Source organism: Staphylococcus sp. ACRSN (genome assembly GCF_022346615.1).
Classification (GTDB): domain Bacteria; phylum Bacillota; class Bacilli; order Staphylococcales; family Staphylococcaceae; genus Staphylococcus.
The window spans coordinates 94112-113457 of sequence record NZ_JAKRNS010000003.1 but is presented as its reverse complement, the minus strand read 5'-3'; the positions used below and the strand labels follow the sequence as shown (position 1 = coordinate 113457).

Annotated in this window: 17 protein-coding genes; 7 read left to right on the top strand and 10 right to left on the bottom strand. The window is 32.2% G+C overall.

Annotation, left to right across the window (positions count from 1 at the left end):
- Positions 1 to 30 precede the first annotated feature (30 nt).
- From MHZ36_RS04045 to ezrA, 6 genes are all read right to left on the bottom strand, one after another.
- Positions 31 to 984 carry a class I SAM-dependent methyltransferase gene (locus MHZ36_RS04045; protein ID WP_239229779.1) on the bottom strand — a complete coding sequence of 318 codons (954 nt, stop codon included), beginning with the start codon at positions 982 to 984 and terminating at the stop codon, positions 31 to 33.
- Between the two features lie 170 nt (positions 985 to 1154).
- On the bottom strand, positions 1155 to 1649 hold the full coding sequence (tpx, locus tag MHZ36_RS04040) for a thiol peroxidase (RefSeq protein WP_239229778.1): 495 nt from the start codon (positions 1647 to 1649) through the stop codon (positions 1155 to 1157).
- A gap of 303 nt (positions 1650 to 1952) precedes the next feature.
- Complete coding sequence (locus tag MHZ36_RS04035) at positions 1953 to 2726, bottom strand: sulfite exporter TauE/SafE family protein (RefSeq protein WP_239229777.1); 774 nt, start codon at positions 2724 to 2726, stop codon at positions 1953 to 1955.
- A 72-nt stretch (positions 2727 to 2798) separates the two neighbouring features.
- Positions 2799 to 4022 (bottom strand): tRNA uracil 4-sulfurtransferase ThiI, encoded by a 1224-nt coding sequence (thiI, locus tag MHZ36_RS04030; RefSeq protein WP_239229776.1) that lies wholly within the window; start codon positions 4020 to 4022, stop codon positions 2799 to 2801.
- Positions 4019 to 5155 (bottom strand): cysteine desulfurase family protein, encoded by a 1137-nt coding sequence (locus MHZ36_RS04025; protein WP_239229980.1) that lies wholly within the window; start codon positions 5153 to 5155, stop codon positions 4019 to 4021. Before MHZ36_RS04025 ends, thiI begins: the two co-directional genes overlap by 4 nt.
- 236 nt (positions 5156 to 5391) lie before the next feature.
- Entirely contained in the window at positions 5392 to 7083 is a 1692-nt protein-coding gene (ezrA, locus tag MHZ36_RS04020) for a septation ring formation regulator EzrA (RefSeq protein ID WP_239229774.1), read from the bottom strand.
- A 226-nt stretch (positions 7084 to 7309) separates the two neighbouring features.
- Between ezrA and MHZ36_RS04015 the strand changes: the two genes are divergently transcribed.
- The 3 genes from MHZ36_RS04015 to MHZ36_RS04005 all read left to right on the top strand — a co-directional run bounded on the left by MHZ36_RS04015 (position 7310) and on the right by MHZ36_RS04005 (position 9595).
- Positions 7310 to 7774 (top strand): GAF domain-containing protein, encoded by a 465-nt coding sequence (locus MHZ36_RS04015; RefSeq protein WP_239229773.1) that lies wholly within the window; start codon positions 7310 to 7312, stop codon positions 7772 to 7774.
- Between the two features lie 253 nt (positions 7775 to 8027).
- Positions 8028 to 8630: a 30S ribosomal protein S4 gene (gene rpsD, locus MHZ36_RS04010; RefSeq protein ID WP_239229771.1), complete on the top strand. Its 603-nt coding sequence runs from the start codon at positions 8028 to 8030 to the stop codon at positions 8628 to 8630.
- 437 nt (positions 8631 to 9067) lie between these two features.
- The gene (locus tag MHZ36_RS04005) at positions 9068 to 9595 is read left to right on the top strand and encodes a GNAT family N-acetyltransferase (protein WP_239229769.1); all 528 of its coding nucleotides are present in this window, start codon (positions 9068 to 9070) and stop codon (positions 9593 to 9595) included.
- 67 nt (positions 9596 to 9662) lie between these two features.
- Here MHZ36_RS04005 and MHZ36_RS04000 read toward each other — a convergent pair whose 3' ends face one another.
- Positions 9663 to 10415, bottom strand: coding sequence for a glycerophosphodiester phosphodiesterase (locus MHZ36_RS04000; RefSeq protein WP_239229767.1), 753 nt, complete (start codon positions 10413 to 10415; stop codon positions 9663 to 9665).
- Between the two features lie 80 nt (positions 10416 to 10495).
- Here MHZ36_RS04000 and MHZ36_RS03995 point away from each other — a divergent pair, with 80 nt between their 5' ends.
- The 3 genes from MHZ36_RS03995 (at position 10496) to serA (ending at position 13872) form a co-directional block, all read left to right on the top strand.
- Positions 10496 to 10936 (top strand): SACOL1771 family peroxiredoxin, encoded by a 441-nt coding sequence (locus MHZ36_RS03995; protein ID WP_239229765.1) that lies wholly within the window; start codon positions 10496 to 10498, stop codon positions 10934 to 10936.
- A 166-nt stretch (positions 10937 to 11102) separates the two neighbouring features.
- Positions 11103 to 12263, top strand: coding sequence for a pyridoxal-phosphate-dependent aminotransferase family protein (locus tag MHZ36_RS03990; RefSeq protein ID WP_239229764.1), 1161 nt, complete (start codon positions 11103 to 11105; stop codon positions 12261 to 12263).
- Positions 12256 to 13872 carry a phosphoglycerate dehydrogenase gene (serA, locus tag MHZ36_RS03985; protein ID WP_239229763.1) on the top strand — a complete coding sequence of 539 codons (1617 nt, stop codon included), beginning with the start codon at positions 12256 to 12258 and terminating at the stop codon, positions 13870 to 13872. Before MHZ36_RS03990 ends, serA begins: the two co-directional genes overlap by 8 nt.
- Positions 13873 to 14107: 235 nt before the next feature.
- Here serA and MHZ36_RS03980 read toward each other — a convergent pair whose 3' ends face one another.
- The 3 genes from MHZ36_RS03980 to MHZ36_RS03970 all read right to left on the bottom strand — a co-directional run bounded on the left by MHZ36_RS03980 (position 14108) and on the right by MHZ36_RS03970 (position 17799).
- The gene (locus MHZ36_RS03980) at positions 14108 to 15229 is read right to left on the bottom strand and encodes an HAD family hydrolase (protein ID WP_239229762.1); all 1122 of its coding nucleotides are present in this window, start codon (positions 15227 to 15229) and stop codon (positions 14108 to 14110) included.
- Between the two features lie 278 nt (positions 15230 to 15507).
- Complete coding sequence (gene nagE, locus MHZ36_RS03975; RefSeq protein WP_239229979.1) at positions 15508 to 17007, bottom strand: N-acetylglucosamine-specific PTS transporter subunit IIBC; 1500 nt, start codon at positions 17005 to 17007, stop codon at positions 15508 to 15510.
- A gap of 171 nt (positions 17008 to 17178) precedes the next feature.
- Positions 17179 to 17799: a lysophospholipid acyltransferase family protein gene (locus MHZ36_RS03970; RefSeq protein WP_239229761.1), complete on the bottom strand. Its 621-nt coding sequence runs from the start codon at positions 17797 to 17799 to the stop codon at positions 17179 to 17181.
- A gap of 165 nt (positions 17800 to 17964) precedes the next feature.
- Between MHZ36_RS03970 and MHZ36_RS03965 the strand changes: the two genes are divergently transcribed.
- The gene (locus MHZ36_RS03965) at positions 17965 to 19287 is read left to right on the top strand and encodes a S1C family serine protease (protein ID WP_239229760.1); all 1323 of its coding nucleotides are present in this window, start codon (positions 17965 to 17967) and stop codon (positions 19285 to 19287) included.
- The last annotated feature ends 59 nt before the right edge of the window (positions 19288 to 19346 follow it).

Here is a 19346-nt window from a genome sequence, read left to right as displayed (position 1 = left end):
AATACAGGTTGAATTCAAGAGTATTACAGTTTAATTTTCAGGGTGATTTTCCCCCATCCATGCATTCAAATCTTGTAAAAACGCCTGGAATTGTTGTGGGTTTTTAAAATCAGGTATATTCGCAAGTAAAACTTCTACAGGTTTAGTGACATTAGCATCTTTTTTCTGTAAAACTAAAATTGATTTACGTGCATTTTCATTTTTAAACAATGTAGATGGCAAATTTAAAAATGCTTGCATTTCAGTTTCTGTTGCAATGAAATTCTGTAACTGTTTCACATTATCTCCTTCAAAGATATTACTTGGTACTACAAGAAATGCATAACCTGATTTTTTCAGCGCAATAATTGCCTGCTCTATTAATAAATGATGAGAATAACTATGTCCTTCTTTAAAGCCTAATGACATTTCATGACTACGCTCATCTACTGGATAATAACCTATTGGCAAATCACCGATTACAACATCTGCATCTTCAAATGGAAGTGGCAAGATGGCATCTTGTGGATAAACATCAAATGGTATTTCTAAGAAATTAGCTAAATGTACGCTCACTCTAGATAACACTGGATCTACTTCGACTAAATGGTGCATTAACGTGTGGTCAGTTAACACTTCGTGTACTGAAGCACTCAAATGACCTGCACCACTGGCAATATCAGCGATATGCAATTCATCATTTTGCTTTAAAAAACGTTGTGCTAAAAAGCCTAAAATTAAACCAATAGAATCTGGAGTAATCTGATGATTCGCTTGAATATCTTCTTGTTGTAACAAACTTAAATAAGAAAATTGAAATGCCTTTCTACGATCTTGTAATGTCGCTTGTTCTAATAAATCTCTGTTATTTCTATAAATATCTTCCATAGCTAGCCCTAAATTTTCTATAAAACTTTGGCCATTTTCTTCATTCAATTCTTTTGCTTTTTCGTCGAGTGCTTTAAATAATTTTTCCATTATTGTTACTGTTTCTTCTTGTGCCATTTAATAGTCCTTTCTAAAAAAACTGTCCATAATTCGTTTGAAATAAGCTAGTTACCTAACTTATATTACCAAATAATTATGGACAGTATGCTTTATAATGTCAATGATACTGTTTGATTGTCAAACTGCCACTACTAAGTTTCAAGTTTATCAATCATACATATATTTAATTAAAGATTTTTATATGCTGCCAATGCAGATTCAAAATCTGGGAAATCAGTACCTTCAGGAACGATTTCTGTATATACAACTTTATTATCTTTATCTAAAACAAATACAGAACGAGCTAATAGACGTAAATCATCCATTACAACACCGTAATTTTTACCAAATGAAAGATCTTTATGATCACTTAATGTAACTACGTTATCTAAACCATTAGCAGCACACCATCTTTTTTGAGCAAATGGTAAGTCTGCAGAAATTGTTAAAACAACACCTTCTTCTTGTGCTGCTTCTTCATTAAATTTACGTGTTTGTTGATCACATACACCTGTATCTATAGATGGTACAACACTAATCAATTTCTTTTGTCCATCAAAAGTTGATAAACCTACTTGATTTAAATCGTTGTCTAGTACTGTAAAATCTGGAGCTACGTCTCCTTCGTTTACTTGTGAGCCTGATAATGTCATTGGTTCTTGTTTAAATGTAATTTGCGTCATTTGTACGCCTCCTATAAATAAGTGCTTTCTGTTTCATTATAACTTTTAATAGTAACGAAATAAAATTTTCTGTCTTAAAAATGTTTAGATTTACCTTAATCGATACAATTTATAATTATTTATTGCTAAAACAACCAATTAATTCTTTATTATGTACAATTTAAACCTTTTAACCATTGGTACACGTAGCTGAATTAAATTGTTGTTCACACTGCCTCTTAAAAAAATAACAAACGTACCAACAACAATGATATTATTGGTACGTTTGTTTTAATAAGAAAACGCGCAAGAAATCGAAATACACTACAACATTTGCATAATATAATCGTAAATATTTTTCAAAATTAAAATTGCAGTAACCACAATAAATAGCGATTTAACATAGCCGACACCCTTTTTAATCGCAAACTGAGCACCAACGTATGAACCAGCAATCATGCTTACAGCCATTATTAACCCATAAAAATAATCAACTTCATGCAAACAAATAAATAATATGAGCGCGCCTAAATTTGAAGCAAAGTTTAGAACTTTTGCATTTCCTGCAGCCCCTAAGAAATCAAAACCAAACATTAAAAATACAAATAACATAAACGAACCTGTGCCACCACCGAGAAAACCATCATAAAACCCAATAACACACATTAACGACACAAACATAATCGCTTTACCGATACTCAGTTTAGTAAATGTGCGGACACTACCCCAATCTTTTTTAATGAGTGTATAAATCATTACTAATGTCAGAACAACGATAACTACTGGTTTTAGTAACTCGGCTGGTAAGAACGTCGCTATACTTGCGCCAATCATTGCCATCACAAATATAATTGGAAATAACTTTGCTACGATTTTTAAGTCTACTTTACCAGAACGCAAAAATCTAAATGCACTGGTCATAGAACCAAATGCACTTGCTAATTTATTTGTACCTAAAGCCATTGATGGTTGCATACCAACAGCTAGTAAGGCCGGGATAGAAATCAGTCCACCGCCGCCTACAACTGCATCAATAAATGCAGCTAAAAAACCTAATAAAATTACTATGATTACGATTGAAACATCCCACTCCAACATTTGATTACCCCTTTATATTCACAATTATCATATTACTGACTATCCTTTTAAAATTACTATAAAATATTTAGGTTAAAATAAGTCATCTGCAAGTGCTTGTGTTTCAGAATCTTTAGCACTTTGATAATCTTTGGTAATTGTCAGTGTTTCAATACCGTCTACCGCTTCTTGAACCAATGGACCAAAGTCATAACCGTTCTCGTATTTTTCTACCTTGTCAAAATCAGGCTCTGTCACCGGATTTTTTGGAGTGAAAATTGTACAACAATCTTCAAATGGTTGAATTGATACCTCATATGTACCAATAGCTTTCGCTTTTTTAACAATTTCTTCTTTATCTAATGTTAATAAAGGACGTAATACTGGTGTTGAAGTAACATGATTGATTGCATACATACTCTTAAGTGTCTGACTTGCTACTTGGCCAAGGTTTTCTCCATTTACAATGGCATTTGCATCAATTTGATGCACTAACATGTCTGCAACACGCATCATCATACGTCTCGTTGACGTCATAGTATATCGCTCATGCACCTCTTTATTAACTTGTTTTTGTAGATTAGTGAACGGTACAATATGAAGTTTAATTGGACCTACATGTGCAGACAAAATTCTCGTTAATTCGATTACTTTTTCCTTGGCTTTTTCACTAGTAAATGGTGGACTGTGAAAATGAATTGCCTCAATTGTTACGCCGCGACGCATTACTTCCATACCAGCAACTGGTGAATCAATGCCTCCCGATAACATTAGAAGTGTTTTTCCGCCAGTACCAACCGGTAATCCACCTGCGCCCGGAATAACTTTATCATAAATATAAACAGCGTCTAATCTAACTTCTACTTTAATGATATGATCAGGATTACGTACATCTACCGAAACTTGTTCAGCTCCTTGTAATACTGCACCCCCTACTTCACGTTGCAATTGATATGTGTCATATGGAAATTGTTTATCTGATCTTTTAACATCTATTTTAAAAGTATCGCCTTCATTATAGCCCTTAGCAAATTCAACAGCTTGTTTATTGATTGCGTCAATCGTTTTGTCAATCTTCAGAACTGGACTAATAGAATAAATTCCAAACACCTGGGACAATCGATTGCACATTTCATCTATATCTGCGCCTTCATCTAATTCAATATACATTCTATCTCTATTAGCTTTAACTTTATAACCTTGTAACGGCATTAATGAACGTTTCACATTTGAACGTAACTGATTTACAAACATTTTTCGGTTCGCACCTTTTAAAGTTAGCTCACCATACCTTACTAGTAAATGATCATATATCATCTTAACAACTCCTTAACTTCTTTATATACTTCAATAAATTTATTTTTAAATACTTCTATATCACTATCTGTCGTGTTTGAACCTAATGAAATACGAATACTGCCCTCAATTTGTATTGCTGGTATCCCCATCGCTAATAACACTTCATTTAAACTGGCTTTTTTTGAGGAACATGCACTTGTTGTCGACAACATAATATCATGTTTTGAAAATGCATTTACTAATACTTCACCTTTAACTCCTGGGAAACCAATATTTATAATGTGAGGAGCTGCATCTCTAGGAGAATTAATTTTCACACCGTGAAATTCATCTAAAAATGAAATGATTTGACGGTTGTATATACTCAATTGTGTATTTAACTGTTCTAAATTATGCGTGGCAGATTTCAGAGCTTTGACTATCGAAATGTCGACTGGCAGATTTACAGTACCACTACGAATACCGTATTCCTGACCGCCCCCTTGTATAATCGGTGTAACTTCATGTCTGTTTCGTACAAATAAAATCCCTTGACCTTTAAGACCATTGAATTTATGTCCACTTAAACTTAATGAATCAACACCTTTAAAGATAAGTGGCGTTTTACCAACAGCTTGAACTGCATCTACATGCAAGTGTGCTTTTGGATAAGCACTTATAATTTCAGCAATTTTAGCTATAGGTTGAATTTGTCCCATAATATTATTTACATGCATACATGTTATCAAACCAACTCGATCTGTCATTAAACTTTCCAAATGTGTTAAATCAATCTTACCATCTTCAGTAATATTGACGTATTTAATTACAAAACCTTCTTCACCTAAGGCACGTACTACTTCTAAGACAGACGGATGCTCTAATACTGACGTTATAATTTCATTAGCAAATAATTTCTTCTTTCGTGCGATACCTTGTATTACAATATTATTAGATTCTGTCGCTCCACTTGTAAAAATAACATCAAATTCATTTCCTATTTCAAACAAGTCTTTAATTTGAGTTTTAGCTTGATTTAATAATTGCTCCGCTTGTATACCTGCATGATGCGGACTATTAGGATTAAAATATAATGATTGATTCACCTTCAAGAATGTATCTAAAACATCTTGATTTGGCTTAGTCGTAGCTGCATTATCAAGATAAATCACAGCATACCCCTCCTTAAATTCATTTTCTACTATTTTATTTAAAGTAATGTGAAATGTATTAATAGCTTTTAATTCAGCCATGTAATCACACATTACTACTCTATTTAAATATTAATCATATTTGACTGTACATGAATTTATGTACTTACCCTTTTAGCATTATACTCGCATTTTAAAAAAAGAAAAGACACGAAATAATTTTGTTATTTCGTGTCTTTCATAAATTATAAAATGACTTATCCAGTAATTTGTGATTCAATATGTTTCGTTACACCTGGCTCTACGCTTTCTAATGCTTGTTCAGAGATTTCAATTGAACGTTTATATCTATTGTTCTTAAATAATCGTTCTGCTTCATTTAAACTCTTATCAACACTTGTGTTATCTTTACGATAACGGTTACCATATTCAATTAACTTTTCAGCGTAAACTGCATTAACAAGAACATCAGTTGCTTCATCTTCAAATTTATTCATTTGTAAAACAACTTTTGAAACTTTATCTTTTAATTGTTTCACATGTATTGGACGCACACTAAATTTCTTGTTCACTTCTCTAACTTCATAATCTATTTCATTTTTCATGATTATAAATCGTTCAGGTACGCTCGGTAAGTTCGAAGCTAACAATTTACGATAAACTTCTTCTTTTTTACTTTGTACACGTAAAATATTTTCTTCGGCTTCCGCTTCATCTTCACGTAATTGTATTAGATGATTTTGTAACTTTTCTTGCTTATCATTAATACCTTCTACATGGTCTTCGATATATTTTAAATTATCTTGCACTTCGCTGTATCGTACAGCGGTCTTAGCCATTTCTTTTAAAATTTCATCGTATACAGAGATAAGATTTTGAATTTCATTTTCAAATTGTCTAACATTTTGAACGTCACTTTCATTAATATAATAATTCTCTCTTACATATTCAATTTCAGTTTGTAATGTATAATTCATTTCTTTCGCTCTAAATAAATTATCTGTTATAACTTCTTTTGTTTCTTCCACGTCATTCTTTGCTTTAACTTCATGTTCAATTAACTCGTACATTTCATCTAAACGATCATTAATACTGTTAAGTTTCTCATTTGCTTCATCTAATTCCAGTCTACTAATCATTGGTTCAACGAAACTCAATTCAGTTTTTAATGTTTGTAGATTACTATCAATTTTCACATGATCCAAATCATAGCCTTCAACTTTCAAGTCTCTGCAGCCATACTTCAAATCTTGGAATTGTCCTGGCAACTCTTTTTGCGCTTCGCGTATCAAGTCCGGAATTTCTGTCATATCGTTTTTTAAATAGTTCATATCTTCGTTTAATAATTTAATATGATCATGCGCTTGATTGTAGTTACCTTCTTCTTTTAAGTTCTCATACTTTTCCATTTCTGGAACAAAGGATTCAATTTCATGTTCCAATGGTTCTGCTGCTTCACCGAATTGATGTCTATTAGCTAAAACATCACGTTTCATTTCACGATAGTCGACTTTACAAGCTTCATACAACTTATCATTTTCTTTATGTACAGATTGAATGTTTTCAACATCAGCAGTAACTTTTTTATAATTCTCTTCGTATTGATCCATCAATGCATGCGCTTCATCTATTTCAGTTTGAGCTTGTGAAAATTTAAATTTATATAATAAACCTTCAGCATTATGAATTTTTTCGTCAAGTGGTTTTAAATATTGCTGCTTGCTGTCTTCTGACGTTTTGTTAAGTCGATCATATGTGGATTTTGTTTCACCTGTTAAAGTTAAATTAGATAACTGTGATACGCTTTCTTGATAAGGTAACTTTTCTACCTCAGCTTTTCGTTCTTCAGCCTTTTCAATCATTTGGCTTTTGTTTGAACGCATATAGAATAATACACCGATAATAATCAGTACTATAACAATAATTGCTAAAATGATATACAACGCCATATGTTCTTCTCCTCCTATTTTATCACTACCTATTATAACGTAATTACCCTACTCATTAAAATAGAAATAGATGAATTATTAAGAATTAATTTTATTTTGACAAAAAAATCAAACGCAATTCAATTTAATAATTGGGTTTAATAATAAAACCCTTCCAAATCATTTGATTGATTACTATTAAAACAGTCTTTATACTAAATGAAAAGTAAAAAGTGAGGTAATGAAGATGACCGAAGTTAAAGAAACGAATTATAATTTATTACGAAAGCAAGTAGAGAGTTTAATAGAAGATGAATCAAATGTCATTGCAATACTAAGCAATGTTTCCGCATTATTAAATGATAGCCTTGATCAAATTAATTGGGTCGGTTTTTACCTAATGGAAAATGGAGAGCTTATTTTAGGCCCATTCCAAGGTCATCCTGCATGTGTCCATATCGCAGTCGGTAAAGGCGTATGTGGTACTGCTGTCTCAGAAAATACATCGCAATTAGTTGAAGACGTTAATGCTTTTCCTGGTCATATAGCATGTGATGCAAATAGTAAGTCTGAAATTGTTGTACCCATCCATAAAGACAATGAGGTAATTGGTGTCTTGGACATTGATGCGCCTATTATTGGTCGTTTCACTGCCGAAGATCAAGTAGAGTTAGAAGCAATTGTTAAAGTAATTGAAAAACAAATCGGTTAAATTAATTTTAATATCCATAATATATTGTCATATTATCTATTGACATAATTAAATCACATGTTAAAATGTACTTTGTGTGAATAAACGAAAGTAGCAGTTGTATATTAGTTGGCTCTATGTTGTTCCCAATGCGGGCGTGTCGTGTAACCGCAGCTATAAGGTGAGGACACATAAAACAATATATCCAAGTAAGCATGCAACACTCTTTTTTGTTTTTTCATAACAACAAAAAAGAAAAAGGAGGAGTCTTATTATGGCTCGATTTAGAGGTTCAAATTGGAAAAAATCTCGTCGTTTAGGTATCTCATTAAGTGGTACTGGTAAAGAATTAGAAAAGCGTCCTTACGCACCAGGTCAACATGGTCCTAATCAACGTAAAAAATTATCAGAATATGGTTTACAATTACGTGAGAAACAAAAATTACGTTACTTATATGGAATGACTGAAAGACAATTCCGTAACACATTTGAAGCTGCAGGTAAACAACATGGTGTACATGGTGAAAGCTTCATGCAATTACTAGCTGCTCGTTTAGATGCAGTTGTATATGCTTTAGGTTTAGCTCGTACTCGTCGTCAAGCACGTCAGTTAGTTAACCACGGTCACGTTGAAGTTGACGGTAAACGTGTTGATATCCCATCATACACATTAAAACCAGGTCAAGAAATTTCAGTACGTGAAAAATCTCAAAAATTAGATATCATTGCTGAATCAGTTGAAATCAATAACTTTGTACCAGATTACTTAGAATTTGATGCTGACAACTTAAAAGGTAAATATATCCGCGTTCCAGAACGTAGTGAATTACCTGCTGAAATCAACGAACAACTTATCGTTGAGTACTACTCAAGATAATATCTTTTATCTTGCAACCCCAAGAACATTGTTTATATGTTCTTGGGTTTTTTTATATATATTTGTTATACTTCCTATTTTTGCTGTAAACTTCCTTATTTTTGACAGACTTTTATCAATATAATTTGACTTAATATCCATTTTCTTAACTTTGACTCTCTCTATGATAGTCATTGATTTTTTAATTTTTTCACTACGCCCTACCTTTCTCTCTATAACTTGCATATTAGTTAAAAGACAACTTACAACGTGCTTAATGTTCTTTCAATTCCATTTATGTATGTTACTTTATTTCAGAATGAACTGTATTTCATATTATTTTTATCAATTGCTTATTCAAACAATCCCCCACTGATACAACAAATATTATAAATATTTTATACAATGTTTTACATTTCATTATTTCTTGCGTATTCTGTAATAAAGGAGTGATATGCTTGATAATCAGAGCATTAGAAGAAACCGACTTGGAATTTGTTCACCATTTGAACAATGAATATTCAATTATGTCGTATTGGTTTGAAGAACCTTATCAATCATTAGGTGAATTACAATCACTATACAAAAAGCATTTACATGATGAATCAGAAAGAAGATTTATAATTGAGGTAAATAATACTCGCATTGGTATTGTGGAGTTAGTGGAAATTAACTTTATACATAGTAATTGTGAGATACAGATTATTGTAGATCCTGACTTCAGTGGTAAAGGTTATGCTAAAAGTGCATTTAAAATGGCAATAGATTATGCTTTTCTAGTGTTGAATTTACATAAAATCTATCTTTATGTGGATATAAATAATGATAAAGCAGTTCATATATACCAATCTCAAAATTTTACAATTGAAGGTACTTTATTAGAACATTTCTATACACGTGGTGAATATAGTGATTGCTATATTATGGGTTTATTCAAAAAAAATTGGGTCAATCATTTTGACAATGACTTATCACATATCAAATAAACTTAAATATATTAAGGTCTAAAACAAGATTTATCATCTTTGATAATGACATGTTTTAGACCTTGTTTTAATGAATCATTGCGTTAGGATTATCTGAAACTATGCCATCCAAACCGTAACTCAATAGTTTATCTACCTTTTTAGTATCGTTTACTGTATAAGCGTAAACCTTCAAATGATGGTGATGTGCTTTTTTTACAAAATGCTTTGAAATAACTGAATGATGCGCATTAACAAAACTTGCATATCGTGAGATTTTTTTGAATCTTGGTTTCTTATACCAATGTTTCTTTCTATCTATTAGCACACCAAGTTGAAAAGGAACACCCATATCATAAAGCGTCTTAATAAATTTTTGATTAAACGATTGGATCGCAATTTTTTCATTTGGAAATTCAGATTTTTTTAATTTATTAATCAGTATATTTTCAATATCTAAATATCGATGTGGTTGTTTAACCTCTATCATTAATGATTTGGAAGATTGTGCTATCAGCGCCAACACATCATCTAGAATTAACAATTTTTGATTCGCATACTTAATACCTTTCCAATACCCATAATCATATTGTTGTAGTTCACCAAGTGTATTAGTTTTAACTTTCGCACTACCATTTGCTGTTCTATCAATTGTTGAGTCATGAATGACTACTAATTGATCATCAATTGTTTTATGTAAATCGATTTCCAAAAAATCTACAAATTCCGAATTTAATGCTGCTTTAAATGCAATTAAAGTATTTTCTGGAAATTCATCTGACAAACCTCTATGTGCAACTAATTTAATATTTTTGTCTTGTATCGTTTGTTCTTCACTCATTAATAAATCGCCTCTCTTCCTTTATTTCAAATTATACTCTAAACTATAAACTAACACATTGGAACTGGAGGTCAATTATAATGGTAAAACATAATTTTAAAGTATCAACCCACTGGTCAGGAGGACGTGAATCTGTAGGTGAATTAAATGGAGATATACTTACAGAACAAATTTCCATTCCCGCAGGTTTAGGTGGAAATGGCACAGGTACCAATCCCGATGAATTATTAGTTTCTGCTGCATCCTCTTGTTATATAATATCACTTGCCGCTGTATTAGAACGTTCAGGTTTTGAATCCATTGTTATTGAACAGACTTCTGTCGGTACTGCTATTTTTGAAAATGCCAAATTCAAAATGGATACAATAACTCATTACCCTATTATCGAAGTTAAATCTAATCAAAAAGAACTTTTATCTAAGAAATTAGAGAAATTGTTAAACCTAGCCGATAATAACTGCATGATTTCTAATTCAATTCGAGGAAATGTTAATGTAAAAATACAACCTAAAATAAAATAATTTTAATTTTTTTATTTTTGATATAGAAATTGAATACAAAAGCAATGTATGCCCTTACATTACTTTTGTATTTTGTTAATTTTCTAAAAATTGTAAATTTTAGCCTTTTATATTGTCTGAAAATTTGCTAAACTTATTAAATCTTACTCAATGGGGGAATTACAATATGAAATACTATCATCCTTTGTTATTAACGCCCGGCCCAACACCTGTACCGGACCAAATTTTACACGCAACACAATTACCGATGGTCGGACATCGATCTAGTGATTTTGAAACAATTGCAGAAGAAGCTTTTCGTGCTTTAAAACCCGTTTTTGGTTCAGAAAATGAGGTTATGATTTTAACTTCTAGTGGTACAAGTTCTTTAGAAGCAAGCATGCTAAATCTAGCAAACCCAGATGACGATATCGTAATTATTGTTTCTGGTGCTTTTGGTAATAGATTTAAACAAATTGCAGAAACATATTATGAAAATGTACATATTTTTGAGGTCGAATGGGGTAAAGCAGTAAATGTACCTGATTTTATCGACTTCTTAAAATCTTTAAATAGAAAAATCACTGCCGTTTATAGTCAATACTGTGAAACTTCAACGGCTGTATTACACCCAGTAAATGAATTAGGTCATGCACTCAAAGACTTTGATAACTCTATTTATTTTGTTGTAGATGGTGTGAGTTGTATCGGTGCAGTTGATGTAGATTTAAAACGTGATCAAATTGACGTATTGATTTCAGGAAGTCAAAAAGCAATCATGTTACCCCCTGGTCTAGCATTTGTAGCATACAATGATCGTGCAAAAGCTCGATTTGCTGAGGTTACAACGCCTAGATTTTATTTAGACTTAAATAAATACTTAAAGTCACAAGCAGATAATTCAACACCTTTCACACCTAATGTTGCCTTGTTCAGAGGTGTCACTGCTTATGGAAAACTGATTGAAGAAGAAGGTTTAGAACAAGTGGTTGCTCGTCACTATGCAATTAGAGATGGTTTAAGAGCTGCTTTAAAATCTTTAGGCTTAAATTTACTTGTTGAAGATGCTTATGCATCACCTACAGTTACTGCATTCGTACCTAAATCAAAAGATGAGTTGAATTTCATCAAAAATGAACTGAAAAACAGATTTTCTATCACTATTGCTGGCGGCCAAGGCCATCTAAAAGGTGAAATTTTAAGAATAGGTCACATGGGACAAATATCTCCATTTGATATATTACAAGTTGTTTCAGCATTGGAAATCATTGTATCTGAATTTAGAAATGAAGCGTACATTGGTACAGCAATTACTCAATATATGGAGGTTGTAAAGGCATATGTATAAAATTTTAGTATCTGACCCAATTTCACCAGAAGGTTTAAAAAGTTTAACAGACCACAAAGACTTTGAGGTAGTAACAAATACAGAGCTTTCTGAAAGTGAATTAATTGAAAAAATTGTTGATTTCGAAGGTTTAATCGTTCGTAGTCAAACACAGGTCACTGCTGATATCATTGCAGCTGCACCTAATTTGAAAGTTATTGCTAGAGCTGGTGTAGGTGTTGATAATATTGACATCGATGCTGCTACTAAACATGGCGTAATCGTTATTAATGCACCTGATGGTAATACTATTTCAGCTACTGAACATTCAATGGCTATGATTCTTTCAATGGCTAGAAATGTACCACAGGCACACAAGTCTTTAAAAGAAGGAAAATGGGATCGTAAAACTTATCGAGGTACTGAACTTTACAACAAAACATTAGGTGTTGTTGGTGCAGGTAGAATTGGATTAGGTGTTGCTAAACGTGCGCAAAGTTTTGGCATGAAAATTTTAGCATTTGACCCCTATTTATCTGAAGATAAAGCTAAAGAATTAAATGTTGTACGTGCAACTGTAGAGGAAATTGCAGAACAAGCTGATTTTGTAACAGTACATACACCGTTGACACCAAAAACAAGAGGTATTGTTGGAGAAGCATTCTTTGAAAAAGCTAAACCAACGTTACAAATTATCAATGTTGCCCGAGGCGGTATCATTGATGAAGCAGCCCTACTTAATGCATTAAATGAAGGAAAAATTCAAGCTGCTGCTCTAGATGTTTTTGAAACAGAACCAGCAACTGAATCTCCATTGGTAAAACATGACAAAGTCGTTGTTACACCACATTTAGGTGCTTCGACAGTGGAAGCACAAGAAAAGGTTGCCGTTTCTGTCGCTAATGAAATCGTTGATATCTTTGAAAATGGTAATGTGCTTAACGCCATTAACGCACCAAGAATGACTTACAATGAAATAAATGAAGAATTAAAACCATATATTGAACTTAGTAAATTAACGGGTGAAGTTGGTATTCAACTATTAGAAAAAGCACCACGTGAATTACACATTAAATACGAAGGTGATTTAGCTTTAGATGATACGAGCTTAATTACACGCACATTAGTTTCTGGTGTTTTACGCCAAGATTTAGGTGAGCGCGTAAACTTAATCAATGCACTTGTATTATTAAATGAACAAGGTGTTTCTTATAATATAGAAAAAAATGCAAAACACCGTGGTTTTAGTAATTACATTGAATTAACCTTAATCAATAAAGATACAGAAATTAAAATTGGTGCTACTGTCCTTAATGGATATGGTCCACGTATTGTAAGAATTAATGATTATCCTGTAGATTTCAAACCAGAACAACATCAACTTGTAATTAATCATACCGATAAACCAGGTATCGTTGGACGAACTGGTCAAATATTAGGAGAATTTGATATCAATATCGCATCTATGCACCTTGGCCGTACAAATTTAGGTGGAAATGCTTTAATGGTATTATCTATTGATCACCCTGTGAATCAAGATGTTATTGATGCCCTATTCCAAATTGAAGGCTTTAATAATGTACGTAGTGTAGAATTAGATATTCCTAAAGATACTAATTACAATATCTAATTAAATTTTAATTCTAATAGCTCAGACGTAACAGTAATTTTAAGTTATTGTTACGTCTTTTTTTGTCCGTATATTGCACTCATGTAAATTACATCATTTATTACTTATTTATTAACTACAAAAAACACCCTTTATAGCATAGTGCAGAAAAGCACTTTCCATTAAGGATGTTTGGTTATACATTGCTGTATTTAAATGGTTTATTGTTAAAAAGTAAACTACTAATAAAGTGGTTTTATAGTAAAATGTCTCTAATTTCACCAACATGATCCACAATATATTCTGCACCGTATGATTCTAATTCTTCACGTGCATTTTGACCTTTTAATCCAGTTAGTGGCCCAATAAAAGTTGCACCAATTTTTTTTGAACTTAAAAGATCAGCTAAAGAATCCCCTACTACAAATACATCATCTTTATTAACTCGATTCTCTTGATTTGTAGCATAGTGTTTATATTGGTCTAAATCATTACCTTCTAATGTTGCTAAGTAACTAAATGGATTTGGTTTACCAAGTGGCTTTAAATCCGGATATTGGTCTTCAGCAATTAATACCTCGCTTGCTGTAACGATATGGTTTTCATCGAAAAGCGATTTAATACCTAGAGTTTCAAAAGGAACAATTGTTTCAGTTCTTGGTCTACCAGTAGCAATAGCTATATGATAACCTGCTTTTTTTAAGTCTTCTAACAAAGTTTTAATTTCCGTTATAGGTCTTAACACTACTTCATTATATATATAGCCATTTTTAAAGTTCGAGCGGTTTGGTTTTTTTTCAACTTCTTCAAATAATTTATAACCCAAATACCATTCTTGATAAATTTCTTGCGCAAATGTCCAAAATGCACTTTTCAACTCAAACAAAGCTGTTTCAGAAGTTTTTAATCGTTCACTCGCGTATGTAACAAGTGACTTGTAAATATTATCTTTACCTGAACCAACACCATCTAAAAACGTTAATGGCGCTGAAAAGTCTAATGTTACTTTAGATACATTTTCACCTATAAATTGGAATGTATTTTGATTAAACTGATTTTCCTTTAACACTTCAGATAGTTGTTCTGTTGTTAACTCTTGACACAATTGTATAAAATGAATGGCCGCTACAATAAACAACATATCCCAATTAGAGTTTAACCCCAATGACTTTAATTTTGTTAAAATTTCATCATTATGAAATACGATATCTCTAATTTCAGTAATCTGACTGTCCGTTAATCCTTCAAATTGAACTGACGGATCTAGTCCTATGTATTCCTTACTCATTAATAGCTCGTAAACTGTTAATGCAGAAACATCAAAACATCTTTCCTCACTTAAAAAAACACCATCTACATCAAATAATACTGACTTCATCCTACATACTCTCCTTTAATCAGAAAATTCTGATACTAGTATATCGTACTATTTACATATAAAAAGAGCAAATGTATTTTACGAATTTATATAAGAAAATCCAATTATTTCATATTTTATATTCACAATCTGATTATTAGATTATTTTAAAAAAACACAACTATTAAAATAAGTTATTAGTTCCGTATTGTAACTACAATTAAAATTTATAAATCATTATAATACATAGAAAAATCGCCGACAAATGTAAGTACATTGTCGACGATAATAATAATAAGTTAATTTTTTTCAATTTGTGTTTCCATTTCATCCGCAACTTGTTGTACTTGCGTACCGATAATAACTTGCGTATTATGTTTACCACTTTGCGTTACGCCAACTGCACCTGCTTGTTTAATTTTCGCTTCGTCAATTAAACTATTGTCATGCAATTCCATACGCAATCGTGTTGCGCAATTTGTCAAAGTCATTATATTTTCTTTTCCACCAAGACCACTTAGTATCTCACTTGCTGTCTTAGTATATTTATTTATAGTCTTTTCATTCGTGTGACTATATTCTGTATCTTGATCAATTTCACCAGTGCTCGCTTCATCCGATGTTGGGTCAGGCAATAAATTATCACCTCTACCAGGTGTATTTAATTTCAAGACTTTAATCGCAAATCTAAATATTACATAATATAATCCAAAGAACACAATACCTTGAACAATGAGCATATATGGATGATTAGCTACTGGATTAATCAATGACAATACATAATCAATCAAACCTGCGCTAAATGCAAAACCAGCAGTCCAATGGAACAACGCTGCAATAAACATTGATAATCCTGTCAAAAATGCATGAATAACAAATAATATTGGTGCTACAAACATAAATGCAAATTCAATAGGCTCAGTTACACCTACAAAAAATGCTGAAATTGAACCTGCGAGCATCAAACCATATACGCGTTTCTTTTGCTTCGTTTCAGCTGTATGGTACATAGCTAAAGCTGCACCAGGTATACCAAACATCATAACCGGGAAGAATCCCGCCATATAGCGTCCAGTTACACCATTAACTGCACCATCTCCAGTTTGAAACTTCGCTATATCATTAATACCTGCTAAATCAAACCAGAAAACAGCATTTAAAGCATGATGTAATCCAGTAGGTATAAGTAATCTATTAAAGAAACCGTATAAAAATGCGCCAAATGGCCCTAAATTAATAATCCATGTTCCAAATGCTACGATAAGCGAAAATATAAAAGGCCATACAAATAGCATAATAACAGCTAATATAATACTAAAAAACGCAGTTAATATTGGTACAAGTCGCTTACCACTAAAGAATGATAAAGCAGCTGGTAACTCTGTCTTACTAAATTTGTTATACGTGTATGCAGCTATCAAACCAACGATAAGTCCTATAAAAACATTTTGATTGTTCATCTGCTCAAATGCAGTATCAACTTGAGATTGCTTTACTCCCAACAGTGGCGCTAATTTAACTGGACTAAGTACAACTGTGGTTAAAAAGAAACCAACTGCTGCTGCTAATGCAACTGCACCATCATTCTTTTTCGCCATACCTAATGCGACCCCAATCGCAAATAAGATACCAAGTTGTTCTAATATTGTTGAACCAGCACTAGAGAAAAATTTCGCAACTGTTGGTAAAACGCCCATTGCAGTTAATGCATTACCAATCCCAACAATAATCGCTGCAGCTGGTAATACAGCTACCGGTAACATCAATGATCTTCCTAGCCGTTGAAAGAAACTAAACATAATCATTCCCCATTTCAGTTTAAATTTCACAAAAATAAACACCACGCGCACAATTAGCCCACATGGTGTTTGTATACAATCAACTTATAGTTATTGTACAGTAATATAATAACATAAAACATTAAGTTATCGTATTTTAATATGAATTTTTCCGTCTAATAAATTTGTTTTTTATTTATTAGCAACATATTCATCTAATTCATTTTGCAATTGTCTTGTTGCTTTTTCAAGTTCAGTTGTCAAATAGTCTAATTTTTCATTACGTTTCATATCTTTAGGTAAATTTTTAGTTTCTATTGGTTTACCAAATTTAATTACCGCTTTACCTGTAACTAATCCTTTGATTTCGCTTGGTCCCGAATATGCAGCTGGTAAAATTGGCGCTTGGGCCATCATAGCGATTGTAACTGCCCCACGTTTTAATGGTTCGCCTTCACCATATTTTTTACGTTGACCAGTAGGAAAAATACCGACTGTTTTATTTTGTTTCAATAAGTTAATTGGTTTTTTTAATGTACTTGGGCCAGGGTTTTCTCTATCTACTGGAAAAGCATTTAAAGAAGTTAAAAATTTACCAAACCATTTATTTTTAAAAAGTTCTTTTTTCGCCATATAATGAATTTGATTAGGATGTATCGCCATACCTAACATAATAACTTCATTATAACTCTCATGTGTACATGTCACTACATACCTATTTAATTGTGGTATATTTTCTCCGCCTTGGACTTCTAAAGCGTTACTTAATTTAACAGTTATTAATTTCAAGATACCGCTAATAAATTTATACATTTTGCCACCTACTTTTATTTGCTTATAATCACCTACTGATTTTATCACTTACTTTCAAGACGTACAAGCTAATTTGTTTTTCAGTCTAAAGTATTAAGTGAATATACTAGCAAATCATTGCAAAACCTTTCATAATAGAGTATGTGAATGGATTGGAGGTAACATATGTCGGATTTTAAAAATGATAATAACCAAAGAAGCGAACAGAAGTTGGAACCATCACACCATGACTCAAATGGCTCTTATCAACAAACATTGAATAAGCGTTCATATAATAAACCTAGGTTCCCCTGGTTTAAAACAATTCTAGTTGCATTAATAGCTGGTATTATTGGTGCACTTATTGTACTAGGAATAGGTAAATTTATGGATAAAACAGTATTAAATGATGACGGTTCAAATGTTCAAGAGTCCTCGAGTAATAATGGTGGCAATACTTTAGATGGTAAAAGTGATAAATATAACTCTGTAAATCAAATGATAACAGATGTTTCACCAGCAATTGTAGGTGTAATCAACATGCAAAAAGCTCAAAATCTTGATGATTTGCTCAAGGGTAAATCTTCCAAATCTGAAGAAGCTGGTGTTGGTTCTGGTGTGATTTATCAAAAAAGTAATGGCTCTGCCTACATTGTAACTAATAATCATGTTATTGACGGTGCGAGTAATATCAAAGTGCAATTACATAACTCAAAGCAAGTAAATGCTAAGTTAATTGGTAAAGATGCCTTGACTGATATAGCAGTACTCAAGATTGACGATGTTAAAGGTACGAAATCAATACAATTTGCAAATTCTTCAAAAGTAAAAACTGGTGATAGTGTGTTTGCCATGGGTAACCCACTCGGTCTTGAATTTGCGAATTCTGTTACTTCTGGTATTATTTCTGCTAGCGAACGAACAATCGATACTCAAACTTCTGCTGGAACTAATAAAGTTAATGTATTACAAACAGATGCTGCAATTAATCCAGGGAACTCTGGTGGTGCACTGGTAGATATTAACGGCAATTTAGTAGGTATTAATTCAATGAAAATTGCAAACGAACAGGTAGAAGGTATCGGTTTTGCAATACCAAGCAATGAAGTGAAAGTTACAATTAAAGAATTAGTGAAAAATGGAAAAATTGAACGCCCTTCTATTGGTATAGGTTTGGTTAATTTAAGTGAAATACCTGATCAATATAAAGAACAGCTTAATACAAAGCGTTCTGATGGCGTTTATATTGCGAAAGTTGATAGTGATAACGGGCTTAAAAAAGGTGATATTATTACTGCCATTGATAATAAATCGGTAAAAGAAGATACGGATGTTCGATCTTACTTATATCAAAATAAAAAACCTGGTGAATCTGTCACTGTAACCGTTGAACGAGATGGTAAGGAGAAACAAGTTGATGTTAAACTAAAATCTCAAAAATCAACTTCATCACAGTCAACAAAAGAATCAGAATCAAGTAGAGATAGTGGTTCAAATCTATTTGAATAGAAAGACACTATTTCACTTATAAATAATTAAATAAATATTATAATATATCCATTCAGAAA

What these genes read in the sequence shown, in the direction of transcription:
- serA (WP_239229763.1), top strand. Translation starts at nt 12,256, where the DNA reads ATGTATAAAATTTTAGTATCTGACCCAATTTCACCAGAAGGTTTAAAA.
- MHZ36_RS03995 (WP_239229765.1), top strand. Translation starts at nt 10,496, where the DNA reads ATGGTAAAACATAATTTTAAAGTATCAACCCACTGGTCAGGAGGACGT.
- MHZ36_RS03990 (WP_239229764.1), top strand. Translation starts at nt 11,103, where the DNA reads ATGAAATACTATCATCCTTTGTTATTAACGCCCGGCCCAACACCTGTA.
- MHZ36_RS04045 (WP_239229779.1), bottom strand. Translation starts at nt 984, where the DNA reads ATGGCACAAGAAGAAACAGTAACAATAATGGAAAAATTATTTAAAGCA.
- nagE (WP_239229979.1), bottom strand. Translation starts at nt 17,007, where the DNA reads ATGTTTAGTTTCTTTCAACGGCTAGGAAGATCATTGATGTTACCGGTA.
- MHZ36_RS04015 (WP_239229773.1), top strand. Translation starts at nt 7,310, where the DNA reads ATGACCGAAGTTAAAGAAACGAATTATAATTTATTACGAAAGCAAGTA.
- MHZ36_RS04000 (WP_239229767.1), bottom strand. Translation starts at nt 10,415, where the DNA reads ATGAGTGAAGAACAAACGATACAAGACAAAAATATTAAATTAGTTGCA.
- MHZ36_RS03970 (WP_239229761.1), bottom strand. Translation starts at nt 17,799, where the DNA reads ATGTATAAATTTATTAGCGGTATCTTGAAATTAATAACTGTTAAATTA.
- MHZ36_RS03965 (WP_239229760.1), top strand. Translation starts at nt 17,965, where the DNA reads ATGTCGGATTTTAAAAATGATAATAACCAAAGAAGCGAACAGAAGTTG.
- MHZ36_RS04035 (WP_239229777.1), bottom strand. Translation starts at nt 2,726, where the DNA reads ATGTTGGAGTGGGATGTTTCAATCGTAATCATAGTAATTTTATTAGGT.
- thiI (WP_239229776.1), bottom strand. Translation starts at nt 4,022, where the DNA reads ATGATATATGATCATTTACTAGTAAGGTATGGTGAGCTAACTTTAAAA.
- ezrA (WP_239229774.1), bottom strand. Translation starts at nt 7,083, where the DNA reads ATGGCGTTGTATATCATTTTAGCAATTATTGTTATAGTACTGATTATT.
- tpx (WP_239229778.1), bottom strand. Translation starts at nt 1,649, where the DNA reads ATGACGCAAATTACATTTAAACAAGAACCAATGACATTATCAGGCTCA.
- rpsD (WP_239229771.1), top strand. Translation starts at nt 8,028, where the DNA reads ATGGCTCGATTTAGAGGTTCAAATTGGAAAAAATCTCGTCGTTTAGGT.
- MHZ36_RS03980 (WP_239229762.1), bottom strand. Translation starts at nt 15,229, where the DNA reads ATGAAGTCAGTATTATTTGATGTAGATGGTGTTTTTTTAAGTGAGGAA.